The organism is Janthinobacterium sp. TB1-E2 (assembly GCF_036885605.1).
GTDB lineage: Bacteria > Pseudomonadota > Gammaproteobacteria > Burkholderiales > Burkholderiaceae_D > Janthinobacterium > Janthinobacterium aestuarii.
Window position 1 is genome coordinate 1,040,189 of the sequence record NZ_CP142523.1, and the last position, 25,086, is coordinate 1,065,274.

A 25,086-nucleotide genomic window follows, 5' to 3' on the forward strand; every position below is an offset into this window, starting at 1 on the left:
ACATCATGAAAGTCCATTTCGTCGTGCATGAAGCATTCGAGGCGCCGGGGGCCTATGAAACATGGGTGCGTGAACGCGGCCACGAGGCCACGTATTCCCGCGTCCATGCCCATGAGCCGCTGCCCGGTTCCATCGCGGACATCGACCTGCTGGTCGTCATGGGCGGGCCGCAGTCGCCGTCGACGACGCGCGAGGAATGCCCGCATTTCGACGCCGCAGCCGAACAGGCCTTGATTGCCGCCTGTGCCGCGGCGGGCAAGGCCGTCGTCGGCGTTTGCCTGGGCGCGCAGCTGATCGGCGCGGCCCTGGGAGCACGGCACGCGCACAGCCCTGAAAAGGAGATCGGCAAGTTCCCCATCATGCTGACGGCAGACGGAAAGGCGAACGACAAGTTCGCCCATTTTGGCGACGTCCTGGAAACGGGGCATTGGCACAGCGACATGCCGGGCCTGACCGGCAACGCGAAGGTCATCGCCTCTAGCGAAGGCTGCCCCCGTCAGATCGTCGAATACGGCAATCTGGTGTACGGCTTCCAGTGCCATATGGAGTTCACGCCGGAGGTGGTCGAGCTGCTGATCGCCGCGTCGGAAGCAGAACTGGCCACGCTGGAATCGCACCGCTACGTGCAGCAGCCAGCGACCTTGCGCGCCCACGACTGGCAAGCCATGAACGGCCAGCTGTTTGTTTTCCTCGACCGGCTGATGCAGGATTACGCAGCGCAATAAAAAACGCCAGCATGATGCTGGCGTTGCGGGGACAGGCAGGCGAGGCGCTTATTTCTTCGGCGCGCTCAGGCATTCCTTCATGAAGGCTTTGCGGGCGTCGCCTTTCATGTCCTTGGCGTCGACATTGCACGCTTTCATCTTGTTTTGCTGCGTCATGGCCGGCGCCGGCTTGGCGCTCAGGCATTCCTTCATGAAGGCCTTGCGCTCATCGCCTTTCTTGCCGGCGGCATCCGCATTGCAGGTGGTCATTTTTGACTGTTGGGCCGTCTTGGCGACGGGCGCCGCTTCCGGTGCGGCGGCAAAGGCGGTGCTGGCAAACGCGGCGGCGATGCAGAGGGCGATGAATTGTTTCATGGTAAATCCTTTAGGCGCAGGCGGTGGAAGGGGACATGCAAGCGGCAGGCAATGCCGGTATGCAGAACGTAACTAACTATATGACATTTATCAACAAAATTTCCACTCGAGTGTGTCTTTTTGTTACTGACAGGCACAAGGCGCCCGCTGGCTGGCCCGGGCAGCCATGTTGCGGCGGCAGTGCCCCTGTTTTTTGCTATGCTAGCGACTTTCCACCGGCCGATGCCACTGCCTTGGCCGGCGCACCCTCAATACGGAGTAGTTATGGTCTCGTTGCAAGAGCAGTTTTTAAAGGCCGGCCTGGTCGACAAGAAGAAGGTCAAGCTGGCCAACCAGGACAAGAGCAAGCAAAAAAAGGACGAGCGCAAGAGCGGCACGCAAAGCGTCGACGAAGTGCGCCTGGCCGCGCTCGAGACGCAGCGCAAGAACGCGGAACGCGCGCGCGAACTGAATGCCCAGCGCGACGCGGCCGCCAACCAGAAAGCCATCGTGGCGCAGATCGCGCAAATGGTGCAAAAGAACCGCCAGAGCAAGGGCAACAACGGCGACGTGCCGTATAACTTCACGTTCAACAACAAGATCGAGCGCATCTACGTGACGGCTGCCGTGCAAGCCCATCTGGTGGCGGGCCGTCTGGTGATCGTCTGCCTGGGCGGCGCCGTGGAACTGGTGCCGCGCATCATCGCCGACAAGATCGCCGAACGCGACCCCGCCATCGTCGTGCGCGTCAAGCAGGCCAGCACGGAAGTCGATGAGGATGATCCGTACGCGGCGTTCCAGATTCCTGATGATTTGATGTGGTGAGAACGATGTGTGGCTGGCCGCAGGCGGCCGCCTTGCGTGTTGAGAACGCCAACCTTCGGGTTGGCTTTTTTTTGCATTAATTCGGTGCGACAGGCAGGCCAAATCCCGCAGGTAATCGCCCCAGGATATCGCCAGTGATGCCGGAGTAAAAAATAATGCCAGCCATATTGCCGGCAAGGTAAATGCTTTGTATTGTTTTCATGTCCGTTCTGTCCGGAGTAAACTCGGACCGGTAGAAATCATAGACCAGGTAAGGCGCCGCCACTTTCATCACGAGCAGCGCCTTCAAGACGGGTAGCTCTTTTTCCGCGACGGCATTTTCCATCGTCAACTGGACTACTGGTTTCTTGTTAGATTGAAAATTGTCACGCTGAAAATCCAGGAACGGGATGCGATTGACTGCAATGCCCAGCCTTGCCGTGTCGGTTTCTTCGATGGGGTATTTTGCGCGATAGCTGCCAGGCCCCTTGTACGGACCTTTTGATTTCAGTTTGGAACTCAATTGAAATTGATCCAGGCCCTTGTATCGCAGTTTGTTGAGGTCGTAGTCAGGAGCGCCGATACCATTGAGCTCAAAAGAGTAAGGCAAGACAAAGAGCTTTACTTTTCCTGTATTCGCATTGAATTCGTAGCTGATGGCATTTGAGGATTGTTCGTTATTCTTGACCGGGGTCACCAAGGCAAACCAGTCATTCAAGCTTGAGTTGCCGATGATTTTTTCATCCAGGGCAGCGGTCTTTCTACGCTGATAATCAGCCGTCGATTCGAATTCGCCTTTTTTGTCGGCCAAGAATTTTTGTATGGCGGTCACGGCGAGGCCAAGCGGCAAGCCAGGGTAGTCGGGATCAATGCGGCCGCTTGCCAGCATCTGCATGGAAAACGTCGACGCTGCCAGCCTTTTTTCCCATGGCCTGAGTGGGATTGCGCGCTGAGGTTCCTGCTGCGTGGCGCTTGACGACGTTGTCACCTGTTCTGCAACTTGCGCAGGCTGCGCCATCCCGGTACTGGCAAGGGCACTGGCAACAGCCAGTAATAAACATTGTTTCACGGTCATGTTCCTTGATACGGGCGTTAATCTTTAATTAATCTTAACATGTTCCCGTGGGGAAAATCCTGTGTCAGGGATGCCGGCGTCTTGTGCAATGGTGCCGGATGATGAGCTGGGAGGGAATGTGACGGCGCCACAAACAAAAACGCCACCCGAAGGTGGCGTTTTTGATAGGTGCTGCTGAATTCTTGGTGGCCCGGGGCGGAATCGAACCACCGACACAAGGATTTTCAATCCTCTGCTCTACCGACTGAGCTACCAGGCCAAGGTGGCGAATTATAGCAGACCAAAACGGGAATGCAAGAGCCGGCGACGACTTTTCCTGGATTTCCTGCATGGGCATCATTTTACTTGCCTGTGGATCAAATATGATTTGATATAAACGGTATTTTTCTCAACAAAGGAAGGGCGCATAGTGTCGTCATCGACATGTATTTGAGAGGACTGCCGCATGAATACCACCACCAATCACACCGCCATCCCTGAAATCGGCCTGGGCACCTTCCGCCTGCAGGGCCAGGTCGTCATCGATTCCGTCACCGCGGGTCTCGACATCGGCTACCGCCATATCGATACGGCGCAAATCTACGCCAATGAAGCCGAAGTGGGCCAGGCGATCGCCGCCAGCGCCGTCCCGCGCGACGCGCTGTTCGTCACGACCAAGATATGGATCGACAATCTGCAGCGCGACAAGCTGATTCCGAGCCTGAAGGACAGCCTGCGCAAGCTGCGGCTGGAACAACTGGACCTGACCCTGATCCACTGGCCGTCGCCGAACAACGCGATTCCCGTGGCCGAGTACATGGAAGCGCTGGCGCAGGCGAAGGCGCAGGGATTGACCAAGGCCATCGGCGTATCGAATTTCACGAATGCGCAGCTGCGGCAAGCCATCGATACGGTGGGCGCATCGGAAATCGCCACGCAGCAGGTCGAGATCCACCCGTTCCTGCAAAACCGCAAGGTCATCGATTTCGCGCGCAGCCAGGGCATCCACATCACGGCCTACATGCCGCTCGCGTATGGCAAGGTGATGGCGGACCCCGTGATCGCGGCCATCGCCGCAAAGCACGGCGTGACGCCGGCGCAAGTGGCCCTGAGCTGGTCGCTGCAGCAGGGCTTTGCCGTGATTCCGTCGTCGACCAAACGCGCCAACTTGGAAGCGAACCTGCATTTCCAGCGCATCACCCTGTCGCCGGACGAGATGGCGCAGATGGCGACCCTGGAGCGGGGCGAGCGCCTGGCCAACCCGGACGGCCTGGCGCCGCAGTGGGATTGAGATGGGCGCCATGATGAAGCTGGGGCAGGGCGGTTTCAGTATCGGCCTGGAACTGCCGCTCGATAATGACTGGTCGTCCATGGGGCGGCAGGCGAATGCGGCGTCCGGCCGCGTGCCGGGCGAACCTGACCTGAAACAGCATGCTGCGCTGGCGAAGCTGGCCGACCGCCTGGGTTTCCGGGCCTTGTGGCTGCGCGACGTACCCCTGTACGACCCGTCGTTCGGCGACGCGGCCCAGGTCTTCGAGGTGTTTACGTACCTCGGCTACCTGGCCGGCATCACGGAGAATATCTTGCTGGGCACGGCCGCCGTGGTGCTGCCGCTGCGCGAGCCGGTGCTGACGTTAAAAGCGGCGGCCAGCGTCGACCAGTTGAGCGGCGGGCGTTTGCTGCTGGGCGTGGCCAGCGGCGACCGGCCCGTCGAGTATCCCGTGTTCGGCCGCGATTTCGAGCAGCGCGGCGCCGCCTTCCGCGAGCAGGTCGCCATGCTGTGCGACTGGGGCGAGACGCACCTGCCGCCCGGCATCCGATTGCTGCCGAAACCGGCCGCACCCTTGCCGCTGCTGGTGGCGGGGCTGGCGCAGCAGTCGCCCGCCTGGATCGGCGCGCAAATGGATGGCTGGCTCGCCTATCCGGGCACGCCGGAAGACCATGCGCGGCGCGCGGCGCAATGGCGCGCCGTGGCCGGCGACGACAAGCCATATGTCAGCTTCATCCACCTGGATCTGGATGAAGATCCGAGCTTGCCGCTGCAGCGCTTCCGCTTCGGCGGGCGCATGGGACGCGATGGCCTGATCGCCGAGCTGCACGCCATGCGCGCGGCCGGCGTGCGGCACATCAGCTTGCAGCTGCGGCAGAACCGCCGCCCGCTGGCCGAGACGATGCAGGAGATCGCGGACCACGTGTTGCCCGTCTTTCATGGCGCCGCTTGATCTGAGGCACGCGTTCTGTACTTCCGGACTATCTGAAACAGGTGGGGCAAACGCTATAATGGCCGCATGAACAGTCCCACTCCCCCTACCATGCGGCGCTTCATGCACAGCCACAGCGACGTTTGCATCGTCGGCAACGGCGCCATCGCGAAAACCACGGCGCTGGCGTTTGCCCAGGCAGGACAAAGCGTCACCCTGTTATCTCCGGCGAGCCCGCCGGCCTCCGCTTCGGCCGCCAAGCCGGTCGAAGCCAGCTGGGACGTGCGGGTGTATGCGCTCAATCACACGGCGCACGACTTGCTGTCTTCGCTGAAGGTGTGGGGCGCTTTAGAGGCCGACAGGGTGGCGCCCGTCGACGCCATGCTGGTCAACGGCGACGGCGCGCAGGCGGGCGGACTCGGTTTCGACGCCTACGGCGCCCATGTGGGCAGCCTGGCGTGGATCATCGAAGACCGCAACCTGGGCCAGGCGCTGGACGCTGCCCTGAAATTCGCGCCGAACGTCAGCGTGCTTCAGGGCCGCGCCAGCCGTCTGGAATGGACGAACGACTCGGCCATCGTGCACCTCGATGGCGGCGACACCATCACCTGCGCGCTGGTGGTGGGCGCGGACGGCGCCCAGTCGTGGGTGCGGGGCCAGTGCGACATCGGTCTCGATTACCGCTCGTATGGCCAGCGCGGCGTGGTCAGCAACTTCGCCTGCGAAAAGCCGCACCATGGCGCGGCGCACCAGTGGTTTACGGGCAGCGAAGGCATCGTCGCGCTGCTGCCGCTGCCGGGCGACCGCGTTTCTCTCGTCTGGTCGGCGCCCGATGCGCTGGCCGATACCTTGATGGCCGAACCGGCCGATGCCCTGGCCGCGCGCTTGTCCGCATACTGCCAGGACAAGCTGGGTAAACTCACGCCGCTGCAGCCGGAGCTGGTACGTGCCTTCCCATTGACCCTGATGCGCCCGCACGCCATGGTGGCGCCGCGCGTGGCCCTGGTGGGTGACGCCGCCCACGTGGTCCATCCGATGGCTGGCCACGGCATGAACCTGGGCTTTGCCGATGTGGCGCAGCTGGTCAAGACGATCGGCGAACGCGAAGCGCACCGCGGCATCGGCGACGAACGCGTGCTGGCCCGCTATGCGCGCGCGCGCAAGGAAGACGTGCTGCTGATGCAGCTGGCCACCGATGGCCTGGCGCGATTATTTGGCGCCGATCTGGAACCGTTGCGCGTGGTTCGCAATTTGGGATTAAACTTGCTGGATAAATTACCTGCGCTGAAGCGGAAAATGATTTCGCACGCATTGGGACATCAGTAAATATCAGCGTATCTTAAGATATCGCCGGATAATGGCAGCAGTGAAAATTCAAGGTCGCCGCAGCTGGTCTGCGGCGCTCGTTTTATTAAAGAGATAATGGCGCCGGGCCCCCTGCCAGTTTCGCCGGGCGTTTCAAGTGGAGAAGTGATAGTGATAACAATGAACAGAAGCATGAGCAAAATCGCCTTGCTGATGGCCTCGGGCCTGATGATGTCGTGCGCTGGCGCCGAAACGCCGACGGAAGCGAACATCAAAAAGCTGATCGAGCCGCGCCTGGGCGAAGGCGCCAAGGTCGATTCGGTCAAGGAAACGCCGTACGGCGGCCTGTACGAAGTGCGCACAGGTGGCGACATCCTGTACACGGACAAGAGCGCGCAATACCTGTTCGTCGGCCACGTCTTCGACGCCAAGACGTCGCAGGATCTCACCAAGGTGCGCCTGGACGAAGTCAACCGCATCAAGTTCTCCGACCTGCCGCTCGATTCGGCCATGAAAACCGTCAAGGGCAATGGCAAGCGCGTGATCGCCGTGTTCGAAGATCCGAACTGCGGCTATTGCAAGCGCTTCCGCCAGAACGCTTTGAAGGAAATCGACAACGTCACCGTCTACACCTTCATGTACAACATCCTGTCGCCCGATTCGATCGTCAAGTCGCGCAATGTGTGGTGCGCGCCGGACCGCAACAAGGCCTGGGATGACTGGATGTTGAACGGCAAGGCGCCAGCCACGGTGGCCGCCAATTGCGCCAACCCGCATGAAAAAATCCTGGCCCTGGGCCAGCAGCTGCGCGTCTCGGGCACGCCAGCCATCTTCTTCGCCGACGGCAGCCGCATTCCGGGCGCGGTCGATGCGAAAACGCTGGAACAGAAATTCTCGACCATTAAGTAATCCGGGCTGTCGCCAGGAAGGCTGGACGGCGCGCCCTCGCAAGGCGCGCTTTTTTTTGCGTTTTTTTCCGCTGTCGTATCATCAAGTGTTGTTCGTAGACGCCATAACAATCCAAAAAAGGGGAAGCAGCAGATGATTACCTTGAATATCAACGGACGCGACACGCAAGTCGACGCCGATCCTTCCACGCCCATCCTGTGGGCCTTGCGCGATAACCTGAACATGACGGGCACCAAGTTCGGTTGCGGCGCTGCCCTGTGCGGCGCCTGCACGGTGCACCTCGATGGCCAGCCGATCCGCTCGTGCATCACGCCGATTTCCTCGGTGGGCGCGCAAAAGATCACCACCATCGAAGCGATGGAAAACGACCAGGTGGGCAAGGCTGTCCAGGCGGCATGGGTACGCCACGACGTGCCGCAATGCGGCTACTGTCAGAGCGGCCAGGTGATGAGCGCGACGGCGCTGCTGCGCACCAACAAGGCGCCCAGCGATGCCGACATCGATGGCGCCATGAGCGGCAATATCTGCCGCTGCGGTACCTATCAACGGATCCGCGCGGCCATCAAGGACGCGGCCAAGACCCTGGCCTGAGGAGAACGGCATGCGTATCGAATGGTTGAATCAGGAAGCATTGCAGCATGGCGGGGTGACCCTGGGCGCGGCGTTGGCATCGGCGCCGGTGGCTGTGGTTGGCGCGGCCGATGGCGTGTCGCGGCGCGGTTTCATGAAAGCCGGCGCTGTGGCCGGCGGCGGCTTGATGCTGGGCTTTTTCCTGCCCGGCGCAGGCAAGCTGGCGCAGGCGGCCGATGCCGCACCCGCCAAGCCCGTGTATGCGCCGAACGCCTTTTTGCACATCGCTCCCGATAACACGGTGACGGTGCAGGTGAACCGGCTGGAATTTGGCCAGGGCGTGCAAACGAGCTTGCCCATGCTGATCGCCGAGGAACTCGACGCCGACTGGAGCCTGGTGCACGGCGCGCTGGCGCCCGCCGGCGAGCAGTACAAGGATGCCGCTTACGGCATGCAGATGACGGGCGGCTCGGGCAGCATCGCCCACTCGTTTACGCAGTACCGCGAAATCGGCGCCAAGGCGCGCGCCATGCTGGTGGGCGCCGCTGCCGCGCAGTGGAAAGTCAAACCCGACCAGGTACGCGCCGCGAAAGGCGTGCTGTATGGCCCCGGCGGACAAAAGTCGACGTATGGCGAGTTTGCCGACGCGGCCATGCGCCAACCCGTGCCCACCACCGTGAAGCTGAAAGACCCGCGCGAATTTTCCATCATCGGCAAACCCGTGAAACGCCTCGACGCGTCCGCCAAGTCGACGGGCAAGCAGCAGTTCGGCATCGACTTCAAGCCGCCAGGCGCGAAAGTGGCCATGGTGGCGCGCCCGCCCGTGTTTGGCGCCAAGGTGGCGAAATTTGACGCCAGCAAGGCGAAAGCCATCAAGGGCGTGCTCGAGGTGCTGGAAGTGAAGACGGACCGTGGCGGCAGCGGCGTGGCCGTCATCGCCGACGGTTACTGGCCTGCCAAGCAGGGGCGCGACGCGCTGGCGATCGAATGGGATACGAGCGCGGTGGAAAAGGTCAGCAGCGACAGGCAGCTGGCCGCCTTCAAGGCGCTGGCGAAAACGCCGGGCACCATCGCCAGGCCTGCCGACATGGGCAAGCTGGCCAAGGCGCCGAAAAAGATCGAAGCCGTGTACGAATTCCCCTACCTGGCGCACGCGCCGATGGAGCCGCTCAACTGCGTCGTCGATCTGCAAGCGGACAAATGCACGATGTGGGTCGGTTCGCAATTCCAGACGGGCGACCAGGCGGCGATTGCCGCGACTTCCGGCCTGAAACCGGAGCAGGTGACCTTGCACACGATGATGGCGGGCGGCGGCTTCGGCCGGCGCGCCGTGCCCTCGTCCGACTATGTGGTCGAAGCCGTCAACGTCGCCAAGGCATACCGGGCGGCGGGCAAGAGCGGTCCGTTAAAGCTGATGTGGAGCCGCGAGGACGACATCAAGGGCGGCTACTACCGGCCGTCGCACGTGCACCGCGCGCAGATCGGCCTTGACGCCAAGGGCAAGATCCTCGCCTGGGACCACACCATCGTGGGCCAGTCCATCATGGCCGGCACGCCGTTCGAAGCCTTCATGGTGAAAAATGGCGTCGACGGCACCATGGTCGAAGGCATGGGCGAGCCTTACACCTTGCCGATGAAGCTGTCGGTGCACACGGCCAAGGCGAACGTGCCCGTGCTGTGGTGGCGCTCCGTCGGCTCGACGCATACGGCCTTTGTCATGGAAACCCTGATCGACGAGGCGGCGCACGTGGCGAAGATGGACCCCGTTGCCTACCGCAAGCAGTTGATCGACGCCAAGCACACGCGCCACGTCGCCGCGCTGGACCTGGCCGTGGCCAAGTCCGGCTATGGCAAGAAGAAGCTGCCGAAAGGGCAGGCATGGGGCGTGGCCATGCACGAGTCGTTCAATTCCGTCGTCGCCTACGTGGTGACGGCGTCGGTGGTCGAAGGCGCGCCCAAGCTGCACCAGGTATGGGCGGGCGTGCATTGCAACCTGGCCGTCAACCCCTTGACGATCGAGGCGCAAGTGCAGGGCGCCGCGCTGATGGCGTTGGGCATGACCATCCCCGGCGCGGCCATCACGCTCAAGGATGGCGTGGTGGAGCAGCAGAACTTCGGCGACTACCCGGTGCCGCGCATGCAAGACATGCCGGTGATCGAGGTGCACCTGGTGCCGTCGGGCGACGCGCCGACGGGCATGGGTGAGCCGGGCGTGCCGCCATTGGCGCCTGCCTTTGCCAATGCGCTGTTCGCCTTGACGGGCAAGCGCCTGCGCAAGCTGCCGTTCGACCTGGCGGCCGCATGACGGCAGCGGTTTTTTGAGTACGGCCGGCATCTTGCTGGCAGCCGGAAGGGGACGCAGGTTCGACCCTTCCGGCGTACAGAACAAATTATTGCAGCCGCTGGCCGAAGGCCCGCATGCGGGATTGCCCGTGGTGGTGGCGGCAGCAAAAGCCATGCTGGCGGCCTTGCCGCGCGTGCTTGCCGTGGTGCGCGCAGACGATACGCAGGTGGCGCGCGTGCTCGGCGCGCTCGGTTGCGAAGTGCGCGTCTGCCATGACGCCGACACGGGCATGGCCGCCTCGCTCACCTGCGCCATCGATTACGTGCGCGGCGCGCCGGGCTGGCTGATCGCCCTGGGCGACATGCCTTTCGTGGAAGCGGCTACAATCGCCGCCTTGTCGCAAGCCATTGGCGATGGCGCGCACATCGCCGTGCCCGTGTTCGAGGGACGGCGCGGCAATCCTGTCGCGTTTGGCGCCTATCACTTGCCGCTGCTGCTGGCGCTCGATGGCGACCAGGGCGCGCGCAGCATCGTCAACAGCCATGCCGTGTGCGAAGTGACAGTGGACGACGGCGGTATCTTGCGCGATATTGATATACCTGACGATTTGTCGCCGGTGCATGGCGCGCCCGGGCGATTGTAGAACATCCATGCCAGACACGAGGAAAAAATGAAGAAAGCACCGATTAAAAAAATCACCGCAAAAGCCTCCGGCAAAGCCACAAGCAAAGCCGCAGTGAAAACCACACCGGCCGCCGGCATCATCTACAGCATCGCCGCAGCGGACCTGGCCGGCCATATGTTCAAGGTGACGTTGACCGTCAAGTCGCCGGCCGCCATCGGCCAGGTCCTGTCCCTGCCGGCCTGGATCCCGGGCAGCTACATGATCCGCGAATTTTCGCGCAATATCGTCAGCATCCGCGCCGAGTCCGAGGGCAAGGCCGTGGCGCTGACCAAACTGGACAAGCACTCGTGGCAAGCCGCGCCGTGCAAGGGCCCGCTGACGGTCGAATACGACGTGTATGCATGGGATCTGTCCGTGCGCGCCGCCCACCTGGACCAGAATCACGGCTTCTTCAACGGCACCAGCGTGTTCCTGCGCGTGCTGGGCCAGGAATCCGATGCCCATGAAGTGCACATCGTGCAGCCGAAGGATGCGGCCTGCAAGACCTGGAAAGTGGCCACCACCCTGCCGGAACTCAAGGCGAAGCGCTATGGCTTCGGCAGCTATCAGGCCGCCAACTACGATGAGCTGATCGACCACCCGGTGGAGATGGGCGACTTCGCGCTGGCCACCTTTACCGCGCATGGCGTGCCGCACGATATCGTCGTCACGGGCAAGGTGCCGAACCTGGACCTGGACCGTCTGTGCCGCGACCTGAAAGCCATCTGCGAAACGCAGATCGCCTTCTTCGAGCCGAAAACCAAAAAAGCGCCGATGGACCGCTATGTGTTCATGACCATGGCCGTCGGCGACGGTTACGGCGGGCTCGAACACCGCGCCTCGACGGCGCTGATCTGCGCGCGCGCCGACCTGCCGACGACAGCGTCGAATAGCACCGAGATCGGCGATGGCTACCTGAAATTCCTGGGCCTGTGCAGCCACGAGTACTTCCACACCTGGAACGTCAAGCGTATCAAGCCGGCCGCCTTTGCGCCGTACAACCTGCAGGCGGAAAGCTATTCGCCGCTGCTGTGGCTGTTCGAAGGCTTCACCAGCTATTACGATGACCTGATGCTGGTGCGCGCGGGCCTGATCGATGAAGCGGCCTATTTCAAGCTGCTCGGGAAAACCGTCAACAGCGTCTTGCGCGGCAGCGGCCGCACCAAGCAAAGCGTGGCCGATTCCAGCTTCGACGCTTGGGGCAAGTACTACCGCCAGGATGAAAACGCGCCGAACGCCATCGTCAGCTACTACACCAAGGGTTCGCTGATCGCGCTGGCCTTCGACCTGACGATCCGCAGCAAGACAAATGGCGAAAAGTCGCTGGACGACGTGATGCAGGCGCTGTGGCAGCGCTATGGCCGCGATTTCTACAAGGGTAAAGCGCGCGGCGTGACGCCGGCCGAAGTCGAAGCCCTGTTCGATGAAGTTTCCGGCACGCGCATGAAGCCGTTCTTCGAGCGCTACATCCGCGGTACGGACGACGTGCCGCTGGCGCGCCTGCTGGCACCATTCGGCGTGAAATACAGCGACGCGCGCAAGGCGGAAAAAGCCAGCCTGGACGTCAACCTGGGCCGCGACGGCAACGATGCCAAACTGGCGCAGGTGCATCAGGGCGGGGCTGCCCATGCAGCCGGCCTGTCGGCGGGCGACGTGCTGGTGGCCGTCGATGGCTTGCGCGTGACGGGCACCAACCTGGACACCCTCTTGGGCCGCTACGCCGTCGGCGCCACGGTGGCGGTTCACGCCTTCCGCCGCGACGAGCTGATGACGTTCGCGGCCGTGCTGCAGGGCGACCGCGTGCCGGGCGTCAGCCTGGCCCTGCTGCCGGCGCCAAAGAAAGCCACGGGACCGAAGCGCCCTAGCGCTGTATAAGCTGTTCGTCATGCGGTAAGACAGAAAACCGGCCGTCACTGGCCGGTTTTCTATTTCAGGCTGCAATTTCTCAATGCAGCGTATCCGCCGGCCGCCTTGGCCTCTTGCCATCATATTTACTGCAAATGAACTAATTTTTCTTTAACTAAACTAAAATTGCCGAACTGCTTCTTTTAGATCGCGCCCAACGTGCAAACCCTCGATCCCCGAACCATCATGCTGATGACGACCCTGATGTGCGGGGCGATGAGCATCGTCATGTTTTCGGTGTATCGCAGCTTCCGGCGCGAGGTGCAGGGTCTCGGGCATTGGGCGGCCGGTCTGCTGTTGCTGGTGTGCGCGTCCCTGCTGTTCGGCACCCGCGAGGTGCTGCCGCCGGCATTGTCCATGATCGCTGCCAATGCGGCGCTGGTGGCCGGCATCGGCCTGTCGATGCTGGGCACGGAGAAATTCTTCGGCCTGGCGCCCAGCCGCCGCGCCTATCTGCTGATACTTGCCCTGGCCATCGCCGGCAATAGCTGGTGGCTGCTGGCGCGCCCCGATTTCTCGGTGCGTGTGGCGGTCTTTTCCCTGCTGGTCTTCCTGTTTTATGCGCGCCAGGTGCAGCTGGTGTGGCGCCATGGCGAGCGCCACTTTTCCAGTTTTTTCTTTGGCGCGCTGATGCTGATGCAAGCTGTCGTGGTACTGGCGCGCGGCGTGTCGGCCTTGCTGCATGGCGGCGCCAGCGTGAACCTGATGGTGGCCGGCACGCCGGCCGGCATCTATCTGGCGGTCGCCAATTTCATGGCGCTGCTGCTGACGGTGGGCTTCATGACGGTGGCCACGCGCCGCCTGCAGCAGATACTGGAACGCCGCTCGACCCACGATCCGCTGACGCAGGTGCTGAACCGGCGCGGCTTTGGCGACGCCTATGCGCGCGAGACAGGCAATCTGCGCCGCCGCCGTTTGCCGCTGACACTGCTCAGCATTGACCTCGATTACTTCAAATTGATCAATGACCGCTACGGTCACGCGGTGGGCGACCAGGTGCTGGCGCACGTGGCCGCCGTTATCGGCAGCGCCTTGCGCGAATCGGATTGCGTGGCGCGTTTCGGCGGCGAGGAGTTCGTCGTGCTGATGCCGGACATGCCGGCGCATAATGCGCTGGGCGTGGCCGAACGCATCCGCGCCTTGCTGCACGAGCCCAGTCATGCGGGGCTGCCACCGTGTACGGTCAGCATCGGCGTCGCTTGCCAGGCATCGGTGGTGGAAGGGCTGGAACAGCTGCTGTCGCGCGCCGATGCGGCCCTGTACCTGGCCAAGGAGCGGGGACGCGACCGCATCGAACTCGATGCTTGCGCGCTTACTGAGGGCCGGACAATGTCCGCAGCTGGAAGCGGTACTGGTCGTTGAACAGGAAGGTTTCGGAAAAATCGAAGGTCCGGGCGTGGCGGCGCATCAGGTGTTCGGCCGGTGGAAACGCGGTTTGCACACGCCGCACGGCGGCCAGCGCGGCGGCCGATGCTTCGCTGTTGCGCGAACGGTGCACGTGTACGTTTTTCAGTTCGCCGTCAGGGCCAACGCTCAGGTCGAGCACGACGATGGCCGGCAGCATGGGCGGCAGGCGCCCGATGAACGTGTATTCAGCGTTGGCCGCCATGATCTGCTGCGCCACCAGCGATTTGTAGGCGTCGATGCTGGCGGCCAGCTGTATCGCGGCCGGCGTGCGAGAGGGCGTGGACGTGGGCATGTTCGCCGCTGGCGGCGACGTACTTTGGCAGGCTGCCAGCAGGCTGGCGGCGGCAAGGACGGTGATCGCGTGTCTCATGGCTGCCAGCCTACCATGGTTTAACTGAACAGGCGTTCCAGTTCCACGCCGGGGTCTGGCGCGCGCATGAACGCTTCACCCACGAGGAAACTGTGGATGTGCGCATCGCGCATGCGTTGCACGTCGGCCGTGCTGTGGATGCCCGATTCCGTGATGATCAATTTGTCTTGCGGGATGCGCGGCAGCAGGCCGAGTGTCGTTTCCAGCGACGTCTCGAACGTGCGCAGGTTGCGGTTGTTGATGCCGATCAGCGCGCTCTTGAGCTTGAGGGCCGCCGTCAGTTCTTCGCCGTCGTGGCTTTCGATCAGCACGCCCATGCCCAGTTCGTGGGCGCACGCTTCCATCTCCGCCATCAAGCCATGGTCGAGTGCCGCGACGATCAGCAGGATGCAGTCGGCGCCCATGGCCCGCGCTTCATAGATCTGGTACATGTCGACCATGAAATCCTTGCGCAGCACGGGAATGGCGCAGGCGGCGCGCGCCTGCTGCAGATACTCCACGGAGCCCTGGAAGAACTGCTCGTCCGTCAGCACGGACAGGCAGGCCGCACCATGCTGGGCATAGCTGGCGGCGATGTCGGCAGGGCGGAAGTCGGCGCGTATCACGCCTTTCGACGGCGACGCCTTTTTCACTTCGGCGATGATGCCGGGCTTGCCGGCGGCGATGTGCTGGCGCAGGCTTGCTTCAAAGCCGCGCAGGCCGGCGCGCAGTTCGCTGTCGCTTTCCACATCGCCGCGCAGGCTGGCCAGGCTGCGGCGGACTTTGGCCTTGGCCACTTCATCGGCTTTTACGGCCAGGATTTTATCGAGTATGTCGGACATGATGGTCGCTATTCTATAAAGGAGGACGGAGGACTTACGCTTGCGCCGGGGTGCCCAGCTGCTGCGTCACCTGCACGAATTGGTCGAGTTTCGCCAGCGCGGCGCCCGAGCTGACGGCGGTGCGCGCGCGCGCCAGGCCGTCTTCGATCGAGCTGGCCACGCCGGCTGCATACAGCGCCGTGCCCGCGTTCAGGGCGACGATGTCGGCGGCAGCTCCAGGCTCGCCGCGCAGCGCTTCCATCATCTTCGCTTTCGATTCGGTGGAATCGGCCACTTTCAGGTTGCGGCTGGCGATCATCGACATGCCGAAGTCTTCCGGATGGATTTCATATTCGCGGATTTCGCCGTTGACCAGCTCGCCCACGAGGGTAGAGGCGCCGAGCGACACTTCATCCATATTGTCGCGGCCATACACGACGATCGCATGCTGCGCTCCCAGGCGCTGCAGCACGCGCACCTGGATGCCGACCAGGTCGGCGTGGAACACGCCCATCAAGATGTTCGGCGCGCCGGCCGGGTTGGTCAGCGGCCCGAGGATATTGAAAATCGTGCGCACCCCCAGCTCCTTGCGCACGGGCGCCGCATGCTTCATGGCCGCATGGTGGTTCGGCGCGTACATGAAGCCGATGCCCGTTTGCGCGATCGACTGGGCGATCTGCTCGGGCTGCAGGTTGATGTTGACGCCCAAGGAATCGAGCACGTCGGCGCTGCCGGACGAGGACGACACGCTGCGCCCGCCATGCTTGGCCACGCGCGCGCCGGCGGCGGCCGCCACGAACATCGAGGCGGTGGAAATGTTGAAAGTGTGCGCGCCGTCGCCGCCCGTGCCGACGATGTCGAGCAGGTTGGTGGTGTCGGCCATGGGCACCTTGGTGGAAAACTCGCGCATCACTTGCGCGGCGGCGGCGATTTCGCCGATGGTTTCCTTTTTCACGCGCAGGCCCATGGTGAGGGCCGCGATCATGGTGGGCGACATTTCGCCGGACATGATCTGGCGGAACAGGTACAGCATTTCGTCGTGAAAGATCTCGCGGTGTTCGATGCAGCGCAGCAGGGCTTCTTGTGGGGTGATCGGCATGATGCTTCCTTCTTCAATGATGGCGCAGGAGGACACTGATGGCACGCCGTGGCGTGCGCATGGGATCAGCGCTCGAGGAAATTCTTCAGCAGGGCGTGGCCGTGCTCCGAGAGGATCGATTCGGGGTGGAACTGCACGCCCTCGATATCGTATTCCCGGTGGCGCACGCCCATGATTTCGCCGTCGTCCGTCCACGCCGTCACTTCCAGGCAGGAAGGCAGCGAGGCGCGTTCGATCGCCAAAGAGTGGTAGCGGATCACTGTGAAGGGGCTGGGGATGTCCTTGAAGACACCCACGCCTGTATGCGCGATGAGGGAAGTCTTGCCATGCATGACTTGCTTGGCGCGGATGACTTTACCGCCAAACGCTTCGCCGATGGCCTGGTGGCCCAGGCACACGCCCAGTATCGGTTTCTTGCCGGCAAAGTGCTTGAGCACTGCCACCGAAATGCCAGCCTGCGCCGGCGCTTTCGGGCCGGGCGAGATGCAGATGCGGTCCGGGTTCAGCGCCTCGATCTGTTCGATCGTGATTTCATCGTTGCGGTAGACCCGCACGTCTTCGCCCAGTTCGCCAAAATACTGCACGATGTTGTAGGTGAAGGAGTCGTAGTTGTCGATCATGAGCAGCATCTTAAAACCCTCCATCCAGGCCATCTTGCACTTGTTCTGCGGCGCGCAGCACGGCGCGCGCCTTGTTTTCCGTTTCCTGCCATTCCATTTCGGGGATGGAGTCGGCCACGATGCCGGCCGCGGCCTGCACGTACAGCATGCCGTCCTTGACCACGCCCGTGCGGATGGCGATGGCCACATCCATTTCGCCGCCAAACGACAGGTAGCCGCAGGCGCCGCCGTAGATGCCGCGCTTGGTGATTTCCAGTTCGTCGATCACTTCCATGGCGCGCACTTTCGGCGCGCCCGTCAGGGTGCCGGCGGGGAAGGTCGCGCGCAGCACGTCCAGGTTCGACAGGCCCTCCTTGAGGGTGCCTTCCACGTTCGAGACGATGTGCTGCACGTGCGAGTATTTTTCGATGACCATGCGGTCGGTCACTTGCACGCTGCCTGTCTCGGCGATGCGGCCGATATCGTTGCGCGCCAGGTCGATCAGCATCACGTGCTCTGCGATCTCTTTCGGGTCGGCCAGCAGCTCGGCCGAGAGTTCGGCGTCGCGCTCGGGTGTGGCGCCGCGCGGACGGGTGCCGGCGATGGGACGCAAGGTGACTTTCTTGCCGCCGTCCGCCGTCTTCTCGTTGCGCACCAGGATCTCGGGCGAGGCGCCGATGATCTGCATGTCGCCGAAATTATAGAAGTACATATACGGCGAAGGGTTGAGCGAACGCAAGGCGCGGTACAAAGTCAGCGGCGAATCGACATAGGGTTTACGGATGCGCTGGCCGATCTGCACCTGCATCAGGTCGCCCGCCATCACGTATTCATGCGCCTTGGCGACGGCCTTCAGGTAGTCTTCCTTGGAAAAGTCGCGGATGGTTTCCGTGCGCACGGAAGCGCTGGTGACGGGCGCATCGACACCGCGACGCAGCATCATGCGCAAATCCTTCAGGCGCTGCTGCGCTTTCGAAAACGATTCGGGCTGCGTCGTATCGGCGTAGACGATCAGGTAGAGCTTGCCGGACAGGTTGTCGATGACGGCCAGTTCTTCCGTCACCATCAGCTGGATGTCGGGCAGCTTCAAGTCATCTTTCGGCGCGCCGCCGGCCAGTTTTTTCTCGATGTGGCGCACGGTGTCGTAGCCGAAGTAGCCGGCCAGGCCGCCGCAGAAGCGCGGCATGCCGGGGCGCAGGGCCACCTTGAAGCGCGACTGGTACTGTTCGATGAAGTCGAGTGGATTGCCTTCGTGCTCTTCGATCACGACGCCGTTCTTGACGATCTCGGTGCGCTTGCCATGGCTGCGCAACACGGTCGTGGCGGGCAAGCCGATGAAGGAATAGCGGCCGAAGCGTTCGCCGCCGACGACGGATTCGAGCAGGAAGGTGTTCTTGCCGCCTTGTTGGGACTGTGCCAGTTTCAGGTACAGGGTGAGCGGGGTTTCCAGGTCGGCGAACGCTTCGGCGATCAGGGGGATGCGGTTGTAGCCTTGCTGGGACAGCGATTTGAATTCGAGTTCGGTCATGTTTCTCTCCATGCCGTCAGGGTATGCGTGTGCATGGTGCACAAACCCTGCGGTGGGTTATCAAAAAACTTGCCGGGGCACGCAACAGGCGCAATATGCGCAAACTATACGGGTGCAACCGGCAGCAATCGTAACGGCTCGGCCCTTAAGCCTGCCAGGATTGCCAGCGTCGCCAAAGCCAGGCCTCAATCGAGCCGGTTTGGGTGACATTGTGTTTTTTGATGAGAAACGTGTTCACGATATGGTGGTGGGTTTGGTCAGTATGCCGGTTAGTTTTGCATGCTAATAAAACGGGCTGCTTCGAGCAGTGTCTTTACTATACCATCGGAATCGGTATCGTGTATAGAGTGTCCGTGATTGTAGCCATACGGTACCGTCAGTACGGGACAAGCCGCAGCCCTGGCCGCTTGCGCGTCGTTCGAGGAGTCGCCGATGGCCACCACTTTTGATGGCGCCAGGTCGAAGTCCGCGCACACTTGCAGCAGCGGCAGCGGGTCCGGTTTCTTCCTCGGCAGCGAATCGCCGCCGTAGACGATCTCGAAATACTGGTGGAGGTTTTTCAGTTTCAGCAGGGGCAGGGCGAAGGCGATCGGCTTGTTGGTGACGCAGGCCAGGCGCAGGCCCGCCGCCTTCATCGCCGCCAGCCCCGCTTCCACGTCCGGGTACAGGGTGCTGAACTGGCCGTTGATGGCCAGGTAGTGGCGCTGGTAGCCGTCCATCGCCTGCTCGAAACGCTGTTCCACGCCGGCCGCATCGAAGTCGAGCGCCAGCACGGTGCGGATCAGGTTTTCCGAGCCCTTGCCGACCATCAGCTTGATGGCGTCGGCGCTGATGGGCGCCAGGTCCAGCTCGGCGCGCATGCCGTTGATGGCGACATGAAAATCGGGCACGGTGTCGAGCATCGTGCCATCGAGGTCGATGATGGCGGCGCGCACGCCGGCCAGTACATGGTCTTTCACCGTGCCCGCTTGCATCAGGCGCCCTTGACGGCTGCCAGCTCGGCGCGCATGGCGTCGATGACGGCTTTGTAGTCGGGCTTGCCGAAGATGGCCGAGCCGGCGACGAAGGTGTCGGCGCCGGCAGCGGCGGCAGCGGCGATGTTGTCGATCTTGATGCCGCCATCGACTTCCAGCATGATGTCACGGCCCGATTCGTCGATCATGCGGCGCGCTTCGGCGATTTTTTTCAACGCTTGCGGAATGAAGGACTGGCCGCCGAAGCCTGGATTGACGGACATGATCAGGATGATGTCGATCTTGTCCATCACGTGTTCCAGGTAGTGCAGCGGCGTGCCGGGGTTGAATACCAGGCCCGATTTGCAGCCATTGTCGCGGATCAGTTGCAAGGAGCGGTCGACGTGATCCGACGCTTCCGGGTGAAAGGTGATGATGTTCGCGCCAGCCTTGGCGAAATCCGGGATAATGCGATCGACAGGCTTGACCATCAGGTGCACGTCGATGGGCACTTGCACGTGCGGGCGGATCGCTTCGCACACCAGCGGGCCGATGGTCAGGTTCGGCACATAATGGTTATCCATCACGTCGAAGTGGATGATGTCGGCGCCGGCGGTAACGACGTTGCGCACTTCCTCGCCCAGGCGGGCAAAGTCGGCGGACAGGATGCTGGGAGCGATACGGAATGTAGTCATGGTGGAGTAGCCAAAGGATAGAAAATGCGAAGATGCGCTATTTTACGCTTGACGCCGCTACCATGCCTTATTGAAGCACGATGAAACACAGAATACGCGGCACGCCGTGGCCAATGCGGCACACGCGCCGCCATAATGACTGCAATGTCTGAATAGGAATGACGATGGCGACTTATGAATTTACGGTAACGGTCAAGACGCAATACCTGCCCGAGCAATCGGCACCGGACCAGGGGCGGCACGTGTTCAGCTACACGATCCGCGTCGTCAACACGGGCACGGCTGGCGCGCAACTGATTTCGCGCCACTGGGTCATCACGGATGCGAACAACAAGGTGGAAGAGGTGCGTGGCCTGGGCGCCGTCGGCCACCAGCCGCTGCTGCAGCCGGGCGAACAGTTCGAATACACGAGTGGCACCATGCTGGGCACGCCGCAAGGTTCGATGCACGGCGAGTATTTCTGCGTGGCCGAAGATGGCCATCAGTTTGAAGCGCCGATTCCCGAGTTCGTGCTGTCGGTGCCACGCACCCTGCATTGACGCAACGCCGGGGGCTTGCGCCCCTTACTTCAGTTTTTCGGTGCTGTCCTGTTCTTCGCCGAGCTGCTTGCGCGCCGGTGGGACGGGTTTTTTACCCGAATACATGGTCCACCAGACTATAAATGCCAGCAAGAAGAACGCCACCAGCGCCTCTATCATCAAGATCCACATACGCACCCCTATGTTATTTACCCGCAGCTTAGTATTTACCCGCCGTCTGTTGACACGCGGTAGTCTACCCGTTTCAATCGGCGCCGTCGCGCTTGCGCTGTCCGCCTGTACCACGCCGCCCGCGCCACCCGCTGCCAGCGGCAAGGCGCCGCCCATCGCCCCGACCGTCGTCAGGCCGGTTCCGGCCAAGCCGGCCGACGCCAAGGACGCCGCGGATGTGGCGGCGCCCACCTTCGTGCCCGCCAAATTTTCCGCCTTGCCTGGCTGGGCCCGCGACGACATGCGCGCCGCCTGGCCCGCTTTCATGGCATCGTGCGGCGTGCTGGTCAAACGCCCGGACTGGAAGGAATCGTGCACGATCGCGCGCCAGGTGAATGCCGACAGCGACAAGGCCATCCGCCTGTTCTTCGAGACCTTCTTTGTGCCGAATCAAGTCATCACCGCCGATGGCGCCAGTACCGGCTTGGTGACCGGCTACTACGAACCGCTGCTGCACGGGGCGCGCAAGCGGGGCGGCCCATACCAGACACCGCTGTACAAGGTGCCCGACGACCTCGTCTCGGTGGATTTGTCCGGCGTGTATCCGGAACTGAAGAATATGCGCTTGCGGGGCAAGCTGGTCGGCAAGAAGGTGATCCCGTATGCGACCCGCGCCGACATCGAGCGCGCCACGTCCGTCACGGGCAAGGAATTGCTGTGGGTGGATGATGAAGTCGAGGCCTTCTTCCTGCAGGTGCAGGGCTCCGGCCGCGTGCAGCTGACCGATACGCAGGAAACCGTGCGCGTGGCCTACGCGGACCAGAATGGCCATCCGTACAAATCGATCGGCCGCTACCTGGTCGACAAGGGCGAGCTGACCTTGAGCCAGGCGTCCGCGCAGGGCATCAAGGCGTGGATCGCCGGCCATCCTACGCGCAAGGATGAATTATTCAACGCCAATCCCAGCTATGTGTTCTTCAAGGAAGAGCGCTTGCCCGACCCGAAAGTGGGGCCGAAGGGCGCGCTGGGCGTGCCATTGACGCCGCAGCGCTCGGTGGCCATTGATTCGCGCTTTTTGCCGCTGGGCGCACCCGTGTTCCTGTCCACCACGCAAGCCAATAGCGAGATTCCCATGCAGCGGCTGGTGATGGCGCAGGATACGGGCGGCGCCATTCGCGGGCCGATCCGTGTCGATTATTTCTTTGGCTTTGGCGCGGAAGCTGCCGAGAATGCGGGCCGCATGAAGCAGAGCGGCGCCGTGTGGGTGTTGTTGCCGAAGCAGGCGCCGGCGCGCTAGGGAAAGCGTCGCCGGGCAGTTCGTGGTGTGGCTTAGCGCAAGACCATCACTGGCAGGTGGGTATGCGCCAGCACTTTTTGCGTTTCGCTGCCCACGAACAGCTTGTTCAAACCCTTGCGGCCGTGCGAAGCCATCAGGATGATGTCGCAATGGTAGGTTTGCGCCGCATTGACGATTTCATCGTGCGGGCTCGGCGACACGGCGACCACGCCTTCGAAAGGTACGCCGGCGGCGCGCGCAGCTTCGCCGATCTTGTCGATGGCGCGTTGCGACGCTTCCTGCATCTGCTGTTCATACAGGCTGGCGTCGAGCACGATGCCGCCGTCCGCCATCGGCGAGAACGGAAACGGCTGCACCACGCTGATGGCGACCAGCTTGGCCTTGTTCAATTGGGCGAAGGCGAGGGCGGTCTCGGCGGCTTTGTCGGACAGCGGCGAGCCGTCGGTGGGAAATAAGATGGTGTTAAACATAGCGTGCTCCTCAAGTGATGTAAGACAGCTTATGGATTTACATCAATTAAAACCTTGATGTAAATCAAACCTCACGGGCTTTGGCGTGAATAGTGTCGCCAAAGCAATCTTTTGCCAGTGTATTCCCGTTCACCGCTTCAGGTGCGCACGCTACGCAGCGGCGTGCACCACACCATGGCCACCGTCAACACGATGCTGCCGGCCGCGATGCAGGCCAGGCCATTGCGCACGCCAAAATGTTCCGCTATCCAGCCGGCGGCCAGCGCACCCAGCGGCGCCGTCGCTACCGTCAGGAAACGCATGGTCGACGTCATGCGGCCCAGCATGAGGTCGGGTGTGACTTTTTGGCGCAAGCCCAGGTAGGGAATAAAGAACAGCATCACGCCGCAATCGAAAAAGAACATCAAGATGGCATACGCCACGGCGCTGGCGGCCGCGCTGCCGAACAGCGCGGCGGGTATCGTGGGCGTTAGCGCAAAACAGAGCGAGGTCGATGCCAGGCCGATCAGGATGGTGCGGCCGGCGCCATAGCGCTTCGTCAAGGGCTTGACGATGAAGGCGCTGAGCAGGACGCCGGCGCCGCCGAGCATCTGCGTCATGCCCAGCACGCCAGGGCTCATGCCCAGGTCGCGCGTGGCAAACAGCACCGTCAAGGCCATGCTGGCGTAAAACAGGAAGTGCCAGATGCCGGCGCCCCAGGCCAGCGCGCGCAGCAGCGGTTCGCGCCAGACGAACAGCAAGCCGTCGGCGATGTCGCGCAAGGCGTGTTTGTCGGATGGAGCAGGACGCGGATCGCGCACGCTCATGGCGCGCAGATTGAAAACGGAAACCAGATAGCCGCACGCCGTGCACAGGATGGCGACGGGCGCCGACAACACTTGCACGAGCACGCCGGCCAGGCCGGGACCGATCAGGCGCGAAGCTGATTCGGTGGCGGCAAATTTCGACTGCGCATCGATCAAGCCATCGCGGCCCACGAGGAAAGTCAGAAACACCTGTTCGGCGCCACCACCGACGACGAAGCCCGTGCCGATGATGAAGCCCACTATATATAACCATGGCATCGACAGCACGCCGCACCAGTAAGCCACGGCCACGCTGGCCAGGGCCAGGCCCGACATGCTTTCGCTGAACAGCATGATCGGGTGCTTGCTGCGCCGGTCCAGCAGCACGCCGACGGGCAAGCCGAAGAGGGCGAACGGCAGCGCCTGCAGCGCAACCAGCACGCCCATCTGTTCCGGTGTCGCATGTAGCAAGAGCACCGCGCACAGGGGCAGGGCCAGCGAGGTAATCTGGGCGCCGAAGCAATTGAGGCCATTGCTGAACCATAGGCGGCGGAAATTGACGCTGGCGGCGCTGCCGTCGCCACGCAGATAGTGGGCGCAATACTGGAAGAGGGAAGAGAAAATATGCTGCTCGATAAAAAAGATCGGGCTCACAATAATAGCAGCGCACCTGCCGCGCCGCTGCCGTTAGCCGCTACAATCGTTGCACCGTTCATCGAGAGGAGACACCATGCAATACGAAGACCTGATCATCGATATCCAGGACAAAGTGGCGGTCATCCGCCTGAACCGCCCCAAGGCCCTGAACGCCTTGAACGAGAACATGATGAATGAGCTGGGCGACGCCTTGCTGAAGTTCGATGCCGACGAGAGTATCGGCTGCATCGTGCTCACGGGCAGCGAAAAAGCATTTGCCGCCGGCGCCGACATCGCGGCCATGGCCGATTACACCTACCCGGATACCTATACCCAGGGCTACATCAGCCGTAACTGGGAGCATATCTTGCGCGTGCGCAAACCGGTGGTGGGCGCCGTGGCCGGCTATGCGCTCGGTGGCGGCTGCGAACTGGCCATGATGTGCGATTTCCTGATCGCCGCCGACAGCGCCAAGTTTGGCCAGCCAGAAATCAAGGTTGGCGTCACGCCGGGCGCGGGCGGTACGCAGCGTTTGCCGCGCGCCATCGGCAAGGCCAAGGCCATGGACCTGCTGCTGACGGCGCGCACCATCGATGCCGCCGAGGCGGAACGCATCGGCCTCGTGTCGCGCGTGGTGCCGGCAGATAAATTGCTGGAAGAAACCCTGGCCGCCGCCAAGACCATCGCCGCCATGCCGACTTCGGTTGCCATGATGATCAAGGATTGCGTCAACCGCGCTTTTGAAACCACCTTGACCGATGGTGTCGCCTACGAGCGCCGTTTGTTCCAGGCCGCCTTCGGTACGCCGGCGCAAAAAGAAGGCATGTACGCTTTCCTGGAAAAGCGCTTGCCAAACTTCGACGGTCTTTGATATGATTCGCCTCCCCGATGAGACGCACTAGTTTGCGGCACAAAAGGGACTGCCTTCCGGGGCTGGGTAGTAGAAAAAGAAGGTTGACGAAATGCTGCAAACGCTTCATACTCTTCCTTCTTCGCAGCTGACA

At 62.3% G+C, this 25,086-nt stretch carries 26 protein-coding genes and 1 tRNA gene; 14 read left to right on the forward strand and 13 right to left on the reverse strand.

Translation table 11 applies throughout. The features are described 5' to 3' along the window. Positions 1-5 precede the first annotated feature (5 nt). The gene (locus tag OPV09_RS04660) at positions 6-725 is read left to right on the forward strand and encodes a glutamine amidotransferase-related protein (protein ID WP_338680700.1); all 720 of its coding nucleotides are present in this window, start codon (positions 6-8) and stop codon (positions 723-725) included. A gap of 48 nt (positions 726-773) precedes the next feature. On the opposite strand, the gene OPV09_RS04665 is transcribed toward OPV09_RS04660, so the two are convergent. Continuing rightward, a complete protein-coding gene (locus OPV09_RS04665) occupies positions 774-1,079 on the reverse strand; it encodes a PsiF family protein (protein WP_034753527.1) in 306 nt (101 codons plus the stop codon). A gap of 264 nt (positions 1,080-1,343) precedes the next feature. Between OPV09_RS04665 and OPV09_RS04670 the strand changes: the two genes are divergently transcribed. Next, positions 1,344-1,883, forward strand: a complete 540-nt coding sequence (locus tag OPV09_RS04670) for a DUF2058 domain-containing protein (protein WP_034753528.1) — start codon at positions 1,344-1,346, stop codon at positions 1,881-1,883. Positions 1,884-1,959: 76 nt separating this feature from the next. Here OPV09_RS04670 and OPV09_RS04675 read toward each other — a convergent pair whose 3' ends face one another. Both OPV09_RS04675 and OPV09_RS04680 read right to left on the reverse strand, forming a co-directional pair. After that, positions 1,960-2,937 carry a hypothetical protein gene (locus tag OPV09_RS04675; RefSeq protein ID WP_338680703.1) on the reverse strand — a complete coding sequence of 326 codons (978 nt, stop codon included), beginning with the start codon at positions 2,935-2,937 and terminating at the stop codon, positions 1,960-1,962. 183 nt (positions 2,938-3,120) lie between these two features. After that, positions 3,121-3,196, reverse strand: a tRNA-Phe gene (locus OPV09_RS04680). A 186-nt stretch (positions 3,197-3,382) separates the two neighbouring features. Here OPV09_RS04680 and dkgB point away from each other — a divergent pair. From dkgB to OPV09_RS04725, 9 genes are all read left to right on the forward strand, one after another. Continuing rightward, positions 3,383-4,207: a 2,5-didehydrogluconate reductase DkgB gene (gene dkgB / locus OPV09_RS04685; RefSeq protein WP_338680704.1), complete on the forward strand. Its 825-nt coding sequence runs from the start codon at positions 3,383-3,385 to the stop codon at positions 4,205-4,207. 1 nt (position 4,208) lies between these two features. Beyond that, on the forward strand, positions 4,209-5,138 hold the full coding sequence (locus OPV09_RS04690) for a TIGR03571 family LLM class oxidoreductase (protein ID WP_338680705.1): 930 nt from the start codon (positions 4,209-4,211) through the stop codon (positions 5,136-5,138). A 66-nt stretch (positions 5,139-5,204) separates the two neighbouring features. Continuing rightward, a complete protein-coding gene (locus OPV09_RS04695; RefSeq protein ID WP_338680706.1) occupies positions 5,205-6,443 on the forward strand; it encodes an FAD-dependent monooxygenase in 1,239 nt (412 codons plus the stop codon). 171 nt (positions 6,444-6,614) lie between these two features. Beyond that, the gene (locus OPV09_RS04700) at positions 6,615-7,331 is read left to right on the forward strand and encodes a DsbC family protein (RefSeq protein WP_235194254.1); all 717 of its coding nucleotides are present in this window, start codon (positions 6,615-6,617) and stop codon (positions 7,329-7,331) included. Between the two features lie 132 nt (positions 7,332-7,463). Continuing rightward, on the forward strand, positions 7,464-7,922 hold the full coding sequence (locus tag OPV09_RS04705; RefSeq protein ID WP_034753534.1) for a (2Fe-2S)-binding protein: 459 nt from the start codon (positions 7,464-7,466) through the stop codon (positions 7,920-7,922). Between the two features lie 10 nt (positions 7,923-7,932). Beyond that, positions 7,933-10,206, forward strand: coding sequence for a xanthine dehydrogenase family protein molybdopterin-binding subunit (locus OPV09_RS04710; protein ID WP_338680709.1), 2,274 nt, complete (start codon positions 7,933-7,935; stop codon positions 10,204-10,206). 13 nt (positions 10,207-10,219) lie between these two features. Beyond that, positions 10,220-10,828 carry a nucleotidyltransferase family protein gene (locus tag OPV09_RS04715; RefSeq protein ID WP_338680710.1) on the forward strand — a complete coding sequence of 203 codons (609 nt, stop codon included), beginning with the start codon at positions 10,220-10,222 and terminating at the stop codon, positions 10,826-10,828. Between the two features lie 27 nt (positions 10,829-10,855). Further along, positions 10,856-12,724 (forward strand): M61 family metallopeptidase, encoded by a 1,869-nt coding sequence (locus OPV09_RS04720; protein WP_338680711.1) that lies wholly within the window; start codon positions 10,856-10,858, stop codon positions 12,722-12,724. Positions 12,725-12,913: 189 nt separating this feature from the next. Next, the gene (locus OPV09_RS04725; RefSeq protein ID WP_331778571.1) at positions 12,914-14,116 is read left to right on the forward strand and encodes a GGDEF domain-containing protein; all 1,203 of its coding nucleotides are present in this window, start codon (positions 12,914-12,916) and stop codon (positions 14,114-14,116) included. Here OPV09_RS04725 and OPV09_RS04730 read toward each other — a convergent pair. The 7 genes from OPV09_RS04730 to rpe form a co-directional block, all read right to left on the reverse strand. After that, positions 14,067-14,531 carry an energy transducer TonB gene (locus tag OPV09_RS04730; protein ID WP_338680712.1) on the reverse strand — a complete coding sequence of 155 codons (465 nt, stop codon included), beginning with the start codon at positions 14,529-14,531 and terminating at the stop codon, positions 14,067-14,069. The genes OPV09_RS04725 and OPV09_RS04730 overlap by 50 nt on opposite strands. 20 nt (positions 14,532-14,551) lie before the next feature. Further along, positions 14,552-15,352, reverse strand: coding sequence for an indole-3-glycerol phosphate synthase TrpC (gene trpC, locus OPV09_RS04735; RefSeq protein WP_338680713.1), 801 nt, complete (start codon positions 15,350-15,352; stop codon positions 14,552-14,554). Positions 15,353-15,386: 34 nt separating this feature from the next. Next, entirely contained in the window at positions 15,387-16,430 is a 1,044-nt protein-coding gene (trpD, locus tag OPV09_RS04740) for an anthranilate phosphoribosyltransferase (RefSeq protein WP_034753540.1), read from the reverse strand. 65 nt (positions 16,431-16,495) lie between these two features. After that, the gene (locus tag OPV09_RS04745) at positions 16,496-17,059 is read right to left on the reverse strand and encodes an aminodeoxychorismate/anthranilate synthase component II (protein WP_034753541.1); all 564 of its coding nucleotides are present in this window, start codon (positions 17,057-17,059) and stop codon (positions 16,496-16,498) included. A gap of 1 nt (position 17,060) precedes the next feature. After that, a complete protein-coding gene (gene trpE, locus OPV09_RS04750; RefSeq protein WP_338680716.1) occupies positions 17,061-18,557 on the reverse strand; it encodes an anthranilate synthase component I in 1,497 nt (498 codons plus the stop codon). A gap of 269 nt (positions 18,558-18,826) precedes the next feature. After that, positions 18,827-19,531 carry a phosphoglycolate phosphatase gene (locus tag OPV09_RS04755; RefSeq protein WP_338680718.1) on the reverse strand — a complete coding sequence of 235 codons (705 nt, stop codon included), beginning with the start codon at positions 19,529-19,531 and terminating at the stop codon, positions 18,827-18,829. Then, the gene (gene rpe / locus OPV09_RS04760) at positions 19,531-20,205 is read right to left on the reverse strand and encodes a ribulose-phosphate 3-epimerase (RefSeq protein WP_034753544.1); all 675 of its coding nucleotides are present in this window, start codon (positions 20,203-20,205) and stop codon (positions 19,531-19,533) included. The genes OPV09_RS04755 and rpe overlap by 1 nt, the downstream gene beginning before the upstream one ends. Before the next feature lie 164 nt (positions 20,206-20,369). On the opposite strand from rpe, the gene apaG reads away from it, so the two are divergent. Beyond that, a complete protein-coding gene (gene apaG / locus OPV09_RS04765; protein ID WP_034753698.1) occupies positions 20,370-20,744 on the forward strand; it encodes a Co2+/Mg2+ efflux protein ApaG in 375 nt (124 codons plus the stop codon). A 24-nt stretch (positions 20,745-20,768) separates the two neighbouring features. Here apaG and OPV09_RS04770 read toward each other — a convergent pair whose 3' ends face one another. Then, a complete protein-coding gene (locus tag OPV09_RS04770) occupies positions 20,769-20,915 on the reverse strand; it encodes a hypothetical protein (RefSeq protein ID WP_175444617.1) in 147 nt (48 codons plus the stop codon). Positions 20,916-20,964: 49 nt separating this feature from the next. Between OPV09_RS04770 and OPV09_RS04775 the strand changes: the two genes are divergently transcribed. Beyond that, entirely contained in the window at positions 20,965-22,191 is a 1,227-nt protein-coding gene (locus OPV09_RS04775; protein ID WP_338680720.1) for a murein transglycosylase A, read from the forward strand. Between the two features lie 32 nt (positions 22,192-22,223). Here the strand turns inward: OPV09_RS04775 and OPV09_RS04780 are convergent, their stop codons facing one another. Together OPV09_RS04780 and OPV09_RS04785 are read right to left on the reverse strand one after the other, a co-directional pair. Next, a complete protein-coding gene (locus OPV09_RS04780) occupies positions 22,224-22,661 on the reverse strand; it encodes a universal stress protein (protein WP_034753546.1) in 438 nt (145 codons plus the stop codon). A 137-nt stretch (positions 22,662-22,798) separates the two neighbouring features. Further along, positions 22,799-24,100 (reverse strand): MFS transporter, encoded by a 1,302-nt coding sequence (locus OPV09_RS04785; protein WP_338680721.1) that lies wholly within the window; start codon positions 24,098-24,100, stop codon positions 22,799-22,801. A 76-nt stretch (positions 24,101-24,176) separates the two neighbouring features. On the opposite strand from OPV09_RS04785, the gene OPV09_RS04790 reads away from it, so the two are divergent. Further along, positions 24,177-24,953 carry an enoyl-CoA hydratase gene (locus OPV09_RS04790; RefSeq protein WP_338680722.1) on the forward strand — a complete coding sequence of 259 codons (777 nt, stop codon included), beginning with the start codon at positions 24,177-24,179 and terminating at the stop codon, positions 24,951-24,953. Positions 24,954-25,086: the final 133 nt, after the last annotated feature.

Coding starts and splice junctions, on each gene's coding strand:
- dkgB (WP_338680704.1), top strand. CDS start 3,383: ATGAATACCACCACCAATCACACCGCCATCCCTGAAATCGGCCTGGGC.
- OPV09_RS04720 (WP_338680711.1), top strand. CDS start 10,856: ATGAAGAAAGCACCGATTAAAAAAATCACCGCAAAAGCCTCCGGCAAA.
- rpe (WP_034753544.1), bottom strand. CDS start 20,205: ATGACTACATTCCGTATCGCTCCCAGCATCCTGTCCGCCGACTTTGCC.
- OPV09_RS04790 (WP_338680722.1), top strand. CDS start 24,177: ATGCAATACGAAGACCTGATCATCGATATCCAGGACAAAGTGGCGGTC.
- OPV09_RS04660 (WP_338680700.1), top strand. CDS start 6: ATGAAAGTCCATTTCGTCGTGCATGAAGCATTCGAGGCGCCGGGGGCC.
- OPV09_RS04780 (WP_034753546.1), bottom strand. CDS start 22,661: ATGTTTAACACCATCTTATTTCCCACCGACGGCTCGCCGCTGTCCGAC.
- apaG (WP_034753698.1), top strand. CDS start 20,370: ATGGCGACTTATGAATTTACGGTAACGGTCAAGACGCAATACCTGCCC.
- OPV09_RS04690 (WP_338680705.1), top strand. CDS start 4,209: ATGGGCGCCATGATGAAGCTGGGGCAGGGCGGTTTCAGTATCGGCCTG.
- OPV09_RS04770 (WP_175444617.1), bottom strand. CDS start 20,915: ATGTGGATCTTGATGATAGAGGCGCTGGTGGCGTTCTTCTTGCTGGCA.
- OPV09_RS04745 (WP_034753541.1), bottom strand. CDS start 17,059: ATGCTGCTCATGATCGACAACTACGACTCCTTCACCTACAACATCGTG.
- OPV09_RS04730 (WP_338680712.1), bottom strand. CDS start 14,531: ATGAGACACGCGATCACCGTCCTTGCCGCCGCCAGCCTGCTGGCAGCC.
- OPV09_RS04665 (WP_034753527.1), bottom strand. CDS start 1,079: ATGAAACAATTCATCGCCCTCTGCATCGCCGCCGCGTTTGCCAGCACC.
- OPV09_RS04710 (WP_338680709.1), top strand. CDS start 7,933: ATGCGTATCGAATGGTTGAATCAGGAAGCATTGCAGCATGGCGGGGTG.
- trpC (WP_338680713.1), bottom strand. CDS start 15,352: ATGTCCGACATACTCGATAAAATCCTGGCCGTAAAAGCCGATGAAGTG.
- OPV09_RS04700 (WP_235194254.1), top strand. CDS start 6,615: ATGAGCAAAATCGCCTTGCTGATGGCCTCGGGCCTGATGATGTCGTGC.
- trpD (WP_034753540.1), bottom strand. CDS start 16,430: ATGCCGATCACCCCACAAGAAGCCCTGCTGCGCTGCATCGAACACCGC.
- OPV09_RS04705 (WP_034753534.1), top strand. CDS start 7,464: ATGATTACCTTGAATATCAACGGACGCGACACGCAAGTCGACGCCGAT.
- OPV09_RS04675 (WP_338680703.1), bottom strand. CDS start 2,937: ATGACCGTGAAACAATGTTTATTACTGGCTGTTGCCAGTGCCCTTGCC.
- OPV09_RS04695 (WP_338680706.1), top strand. CDS start 5,205: ATGAACAGTCCCACTCCCCCTACCATGCGGCGCTTCATGCACAGCCAC.
- trpE (WP_338680716.1), bottom strand. CDS start 18,557: ATGACCGAACTCGAATTCAAATCGCTGTCCCAGCAAGGCTACAACCGC.
- OPV09_RS04755 (WP_338680718.1), bottom strand. CDS start 19,531: ATGCAAGCGGGCACGGTGAAAGACCATGTACTGGCCGGCGTGCGCGCC.
- OPV09_RS04670 (WP_034753528.1), top strand. CDS start 1,344: ATGGTCTCGTTGCAAGAGCAGTTTTTAAAGGCCGGCCTGGTCGACAAG.